We start from the raw sequence: 6,086 nt of genomic DNA on the forward strand, positions 1-6,086 counted from the left end.
CCCCGTGACAGCCACGCGGCCGGGCGCCACCGACCTCAGCGGCGCCTTCGCCTACACCTGGGACCTCGTGGGCGATCCCGGCGCGGCCGAACGCATCGCCGCACTCGGCGTGGGCTCCGTCGTCCTACAGGCCGCGTACCACTCGGCGCGCGCCATGACCCCGTACCACCCCGTCCACCGCACCGTGCACGCCACGCACTCCGCGACCTACTTCCCGCTCGACCCGGGCCCCTGGCACGGCACGCGGCTGCGGCCGCCCGCACCGGGCTGGGCCGTCGACGTCCCCGACCGGTTCGGCACCGCGGCCACGGCCCTGCGCGGCCAAGGACTGCGGGTCGAGGCCTGGCTGGTGCTCACACACGGCACCGCGCTGGGCGAGCAGGCGCCCGACCTGACGGTACGCAACGCATTCGACGAGCAGTACGGGTACGCGCTGTGCCCAGCACAGCCGGAAGTGGCGGCGTACGCGACACAGTTGGTCGGCTCCTTCTGCGCACGCTACGAAACCGCCGAGGTCCCCACGCTGATGCTGGAGGCCTGCGGCTGGCTCGGCTTCGAGCACGGCAGCCACCACGAGAAGACGGCGGGCGCCGATCTGACCCGGGCGGCGCGCGATCTGCTTTCGGCGTGCCTGTGCCCCGCCTGCCGCACCGGCATCGCGGCCGCCGGAGCGGACCCCGAGGGCCTCGCGCAAGCCGTGCGCCGCACCGTCGACACGGAGCTGCGCGGCGGCGCACGCGTGCCGGGCACCCTGCACGAGGCCCTCGGCGACCAGGCGGCCGGCGCGCTCCTGCGCCACCGACAGTCCGTGATCGAGCAGTTGACGCGGAACGTGGCCGCCGTGGCGCCGGGCCGGGAGCTGCTGCTGATGGCGGACGGCGACCCGGGGGCCACAGGCCCGGACGTCGGGCTCGACCTCGGCCGGTTCCAGGGCCGCGCCGACGCCCTCGTCCTCAAGTGCTGGGACGACGAACACCGGTCGGTGGCCCGCATCCAGGCGGCGGTACGGGCCACCGACCGGCCCGTCATCGCGAACGTATCCGTACTGGAGGAGCACCCTGCCCGCGTCGCCGGACGGGTGGCGCGGCTCCTGGACGCGGGCGCCCACCAGATCCGCTACTACCACGCAGGCCTGGCCTCACCCGCTCGGCTACAGGCGCTGCGCAAGGCCGACGCGTACGCGCGGGAAGCAGCACGAGCGGCACGGACAACAAAGGGAGCAGCATGACGAGCAAGCGACGCACCGGACTGTACGTAATGGACCCGGCACGCTTCGATGACGTCTACGGACCGGCCGAACGCGCCCTGATCGAGCGCCACTTGACCATCGAGCGGCCTCACTGCGCCGCCCCCGAGCTGACCGCTGATCTGCTGGCCGACATCGACGTACTGGTCACCGGATGGGGCGCGCCCCGGCTCGACACCGCACTCCTCGACCAGGCACCGCGGCTCGATCTCGTACTCTACGCCGCCGGATCGGTACGCCCCCTGGTGACTGCGGAGTCCTGGGCGCGCGGGGTGCGGGTCACCGCCGCCGGTGCCGTGATCGCCGACCGGGTCGCGGACTTCGCGCTCGCGCAGATCCTGTACGCGCTCAAGCACGGCTGGCGCTACGTCCTCACCGCGCGCCGCACCCGGGCGGCGGCCGAGCGCCGCGGCGAGCTCGGCACCGCGGGGGCCACCGTCGGACTCGTCTCCCTGGGCGCCACCGGACGTGCCACGGCCCGGCTCCTGACCCGGCACGGCGTACGGCTTCTGGCCCACGACCCGTACGTGTCCGACGCCGACATCCGGTCCCTGGGTGCCGAACCCGCCTCGCTGGAGCGGCTGTTCGCCGAGAGCGACGTGGTGAGTCTGCACGCGCCGCTGCTGGCGGAGACCCGCCGCATGGTCGGCGAGCGCCTGCTGCACTCGATGCGCCCCGACGCCACCCTCGTCAACACCGCGCGCGGCGGCCTCGTCGACGAACCCGCGCTCGTGACCGTACTCAAGGAGCGCCCCGACCTGTTCGCCGTGCTCGACGTCACCGACCCCGAGCCCGCCGACCCCGGCTCGCCGCTGTTCGAGCTGGACAACGTCGTGGTCACCCCACACCTGGCCGGCAGCCTCGGCCCGGAGCGGCGGCTGCTCGGCCGGGCCATGGCCGACGACCTCGACCGGTACGTCGCCGGGCGCCCGCTGCGCCACGAGGTGGTCGCCACCGCGATGGAGCACGCAGCATGACCACATCCATATCCGCATTCACCCTCGTCATGGTGCCGCCGCTGTCCGCGGAGACCCGCGCCTGGCCCGACCGGCTCCGCAAGACCGTTCCGGGGATCACGGTACTGAGCCCCGAGGACCCCGACGCGGTGCGCGCCGCGCTGGCCCGCGCCGACGCCGCGTACGGGACGCTCACCCCCGAACTCCTCGGCACCGCCCAGCAGTTGCGCTGGCTGCAGGCCCCACAGGCGGGACCCCCGCCCGGCTTCTACCACGCGGACCTCGTGCGGCACCCGGCCCAGGTCACGAACATGCGAGACACCTACACCGACCACGTCGCCCACCACACCGTGGCACTGGTCCTGGCCCTCGCCCGGCAACTGCCCCGCTACGTACGGGAGCAGGCCGCAGGACACTGGGCACCGGACTGGTCGGACGGCGCTGTCGTGCCGCTGGCCGAGGCGCATGCGCTTGTCGTCGGTACGGGCGCGGTCGGCGCGGAGACGGGACGGTTGCTCGCCGCGTTCGGCACTCACGTGGAGGGCGTCGACGCCCGCGTCACCGAGGCGCCGCCCGGTTTCAGCAGTGTGCTGCCGCCCGACCACCTCGACCGGGCGCTCGGCCGGGCGGACCTCGTGATCCTGACGGTGCCGCACACCCCGAGCACGGAGGGCCTGATGGACGCCGACCGACTGGCCGCCATGAAGCCGGGGTCCTGTCTGGTCAACGTCGGCCGCGGCCCCACCGTCCGCCTCGACGACCTCGTCGCGGCACTGGACTCGGGGCACCTGCGAGGCGCCGCCCTCGACGTCTTCGAGCGGGAACCGCTCCCGGAGGAGCATCCGCTGTGGCGCCACCCCGCGGCGCTGATCACCCCGCATGTCGCGGGGGCCGGGCCGCACGCCGCGCAGCGCAGGTTCAAGGTGCTCGCGGAGAACGCCCAACGGTTCGCCGACGGGCGGCCGTTTATCAACGTAGTGGACAAGACGCAATGGTTCTGAACCCCGAGGCCGACACCCGCCCCTCCACCGCAACCACCGTCGAACGCATCGAGGTCTTCACCGTCGCGCTGCCGACGCTGCGGGAGTTCACCGTCGCGGGCGGTGGCGTCACCACCCGGGGACGGCCCGCGATCCGCGTACTCGTCAAGGTCACCGCGTCGGACGGGAGCACGGGATGGGGCGAGGCGACGCCGATCCCCTCCTGGACGTACGAGACCACCGAGTCCATCGTCTCGACCCTGACCCACTACCTGGCGCCTGCCGCCACCGGCCTGCCGCTGTGGGATCTCGACGGCCTCGTCCGGGCCTGTGACCGTGCCATCCGGCGCGGCTGGTCGACGGGTATGCCGCTGGCCCGCGCCGCCCTGGACGTCGCGTGGCACGACGCCCTGGCGCGCTCGCGCGGCGTGAGCCTGGGCGAGCTGTGGGGCAGACGGCGCCACGACACCGTCGAACTCTGCTGGATCGTCACGGGAGTCGACGCGGGTGCCGTCGCCGATTCCCTGGCCGCGGGCCGAGCGGCCGGATACCGCCACTTCAAGGTGAAGGCTGGGCTCGAACCCGGGCGAGGCGTCGGAGCGGACGTCGCCCGCGTGGCCGCTGTCCGCGCAGCCGCACCCGATGCGACGCTGATCGTCGACGCCAACCAGGCCGGCACCCAGGAATCCGCGCTGCGCCTCGCCCAGCGGCTCGCCCCGCTCGACGTCGCGGCACTCGAACAGCCGCTGCCCGCCAACGATATCGACGGCCTGCGCCGACTGCGGGACCTCAGCCCGGTGCCGATCGCCGTGGACGAGAGCCTGCGGCACCCCACCGACCTGGCGTCGTTCGTGCGCCTGGGCGCCATCGGCATCGCCGTGGCGAAGGTGCAGCGCTGCGCGGGCCTCACCCTGGCGCTGCGCCAGTGCCAACTGGCCGAGGACTGCGGGATCGCGCTCATGGGGTCAGGGCTCACCGAGTCCGACATCGGCCTCGCCGCGTCCCTGCACCTGTTCGCGGCCCACGACCTCATCGCACCCGCCGACCTCAACGGCCGGCAGTTCCTCAGCAGTCCCTACGCGACCGGGCCCGGGATCCGGGTGCGTCAGGGTGTGGCCGAGGTCCCGACAGGGCCCGGCCTCGGTATCGGCGTCGACGAAGGGATCGTACGAGAACTCGCTTGTTGAGCCGTGCCCGGCGGACGGGTACGGCCACCCACCCCGAGGGTCTGTCATGGCCCTGACGCAAGGAGTCGCACATGAACAGTCAGGCACTTACGCGCATTTCACGCCGCGGTTCACAGCGCCGCGCTCTCTCCTGGCTCGCCGCATCAGCACTCGCCGCGGGCCTCCTAGTCACGGCGCAGCACGCGTCGGCCGCTCCGGCGGATGCCGCCGCCTGCCCTGCCCCGGCCTCCGCCATCGGACTGAGCAAGGCCTGGAAGCTCCAGCTGCCCCTGCCGAACAGCTCCGGATCACCGCTGGAGGTCAAGCAGCCCGCCCTGGCGACCTACGACAACGCCCCCTGGTTCACGACCACTTCGGGCTGCGACGCGATCAGGTTCCGGGCCGCCGTCAACGGCGCCACCACCAGCAACACCGGGTACCCGCGGTCCGAACTGCGCGAGATGACCGCGGACGGGTCGGGGAACGCCAGCTGGTCGTCCACCGATGGCACCCACACCATGGTGGTCGACGAGGCCGTCACGCATCTGCCCGCGGACAAGCCGCACATCATGGCGGGCCAGATACACGACGAGACGAGCGACGTCACGTCGTTCCGCCTCGAAGGCAGCAGCCTGTACGTGACGTCGTACAACACCACGCACTACAAGCTGGTGACGTCCGACTACCAGCTGGGGGACCGCTTCCAGGGGAAGTTCGTCGTCCACGACGGGAAGGTCGACGTCTACTACAAGGGCACACTCCAGGCGACCATCGCCGCCGACTTCGGCAGCGGCTACTTCAAGGCCGGCGCCTACACGCAGGCGAACTGCAACAACTCCTCGCCGTGCGACACCTCGAATTACGGTGAAGTCTCCCTGTACAAAGTCACCGTGACGCACTCCTGAGACGGCGGCGCCCCCGGGCCCCGCCCCGGGGGCGCACCGCCCGGCTTCGAGCGGGGCAGTCAGCGCCCGCGGCCTGAAGGCATACACCGGAGCCTCGCCCATCACCTGGGCCTCCGGCAAGAAGTCCAGCATCACCCACCGATGCGGGTATCGCAGACTACGAAGACACGTTCTGTCACAGCTCCACAAGATCGATGCTGTTGGTGTGGAGGGTGTAGACGACGCTACGACCCCTGCGGATATCGGGGTTTGGCGCCCAGCGTGGTGACATAGATGGTTACGATCACTTTGGTGAAGCTCGTGACGCAGGTCAAACTCGTGCCGGATGCCGTGCAGGTATCCGTGCTTGAGCGCACTCTGCGCACGGTCAATGACGCCGCGAACCGGGTGTCCAAGGTGGCGTTCGAGCACGGCGTGCCGCGTGAGTATGAGCTGCGCAAGCACACCTACGCCGAACTCAAAGCTCGTGGGCTGGGAGCGCAGGCCGCGCAACACGTCATCAAGAAGGTGCGCGACTCGTACACGACGCTCAAGGCCAACGTCCGTGCCGGGAGTCTCGGCAAGGAAGGCTCTAGGCGTCGCCGCAAGGCGGAGTCCAAGCCGATCACGTTTCGGTCCCGGGCTGCGCAGCCGTATGACGACCGGTGTTTGAGCTGGCAGTACGACCAGCAGACCGTGTCCATCTGGACTGTGGACGGCCGGGTCAAGAACGTCTCATTCGTGTGCTCCCCGGCGGCACTCAAGATGCTCCAGACGCATCGGCAGGGCGAATCCGACCTGATCGAGCGCGACGGCGTGTTCTACCTCGTCGCCACTTGTGACGTGCCCGAGGC

At 71.4% G+C, this 6,086-nt stretch carries 5 protein-coding genes and 1 pseudogene; all 6 read left to right on the forward strand.

The window, feature by feature from the left end:
* Nucleotides 1-4: 4 nt before the first annotated feature.
* Nucleotides 5-1,228, forward strand: coding sequence for a hypothetical protein (locus ACWFR4_RS15480; protein WP_453652839.1), 1,224 nt, complete (start codon nucleotides 5-7; stop codon nucleotides 1,226-1,228).
* Nucleotides 1,225-2,223 carry a hydroxyacid dehydrogenase gene (locus tag ACWFR4_RS15485; protein WP_453652840.1) on the forward strand — a complete coding sequence of 333 codons (999 nt, stop codon included), beginning with the start codon at nucleotides 1,225-1,227 and terminating at the stop codon, nucleotides 2,221-2,223. The genes ACWFR4_RS15480 and ACWFR4_RS15485 overlap by 4 nt, the downstream gene beginning before the upstream one ends.
* Entirely contained in the window at nucleotides 2,220-3,203 is a 984-nt protein-coding gene (locus ACWFR4_RS15490) for a D-2-hydroxyacid dehydrogenase (RefSeq protein ID WP_453652842.1), read from the forward strand. Before ACWFR4_RS15485 ends, ACWFR4_RS15490 begins: the two co-directional genes overlap by 4 nt.
* On the forward strand, nucleotides 3,194-4,369 hold the full coding sequence (locus ACWFR4_RS15495) for a mandelate racemase/muconate lactonizing enzyme family protein (protein WP_453652844.1): 1,176 nt from the start codon (nucleotides 3,194-3,196) through the stop codon (nucleotides 4,367-4,369). Before ACWFR4_RS15490 ends, ACWFR4_RS15495 begins: the two co-directional genes overlap by 10 nt.
* 71 nt (nucleotides 4,370-4,440) lie before the next feature.
* Complete coding sequence (locus ACWFR4_RS15500) at nucleotides 4,441-5,253, forward strand: polysaccharide lyase family 7 protein (RefSeq protein ID WP_453652846.1); 813 nt, start codon at nucleotides 4,441-4,443, stop codon at nucleotides 5,251-5,253.
* Nucleotides 5,254-5,526: 273 nt separating this feature from the next.
* Nucleotides 5,527-6,086: pseudogene (locus tag ACWFR4_RS15505) on the forward strand (RNA-guided endonuclease TnpB family protein); the annotation flags it as partial.

This window comes from Streptomyces sp. NPDC055140, from assembly GCF_053607285.1.

Excerpts from the sequence above, each read along its gene's own strand:
- ACWFR4_RS15485 (WP_453652840.1), top strand. The coding sequence starts at position 1,225 with ATGACGAGCAAGCGACGCACCGGACTGTACGTAATGGACCCGGCACGC.
- ACWFR4_RS15495 (WP_453652844.1), top strand. The coding sequence starts at position 3,194 with ATGGTTCTGAACCCCGAGGCCGACACCCGCCCCTCCACCGCAACCACC.
- ACWFR4_RS15490 (WP_453652842.1), top strand. The coding sequence starts at position 2,220 with ATGACCACATCCATATCCGCATTCACCCTCGTCATGGTGCCGCCGCTG.
- ACWFR4_RS15500 (WP_453652846.1), top strand. The coding sequence starts at position 4,441 with ATGAACAGTCAGGCACTTACGCGCATTTCACGCCGCGGTTCACAGCGC.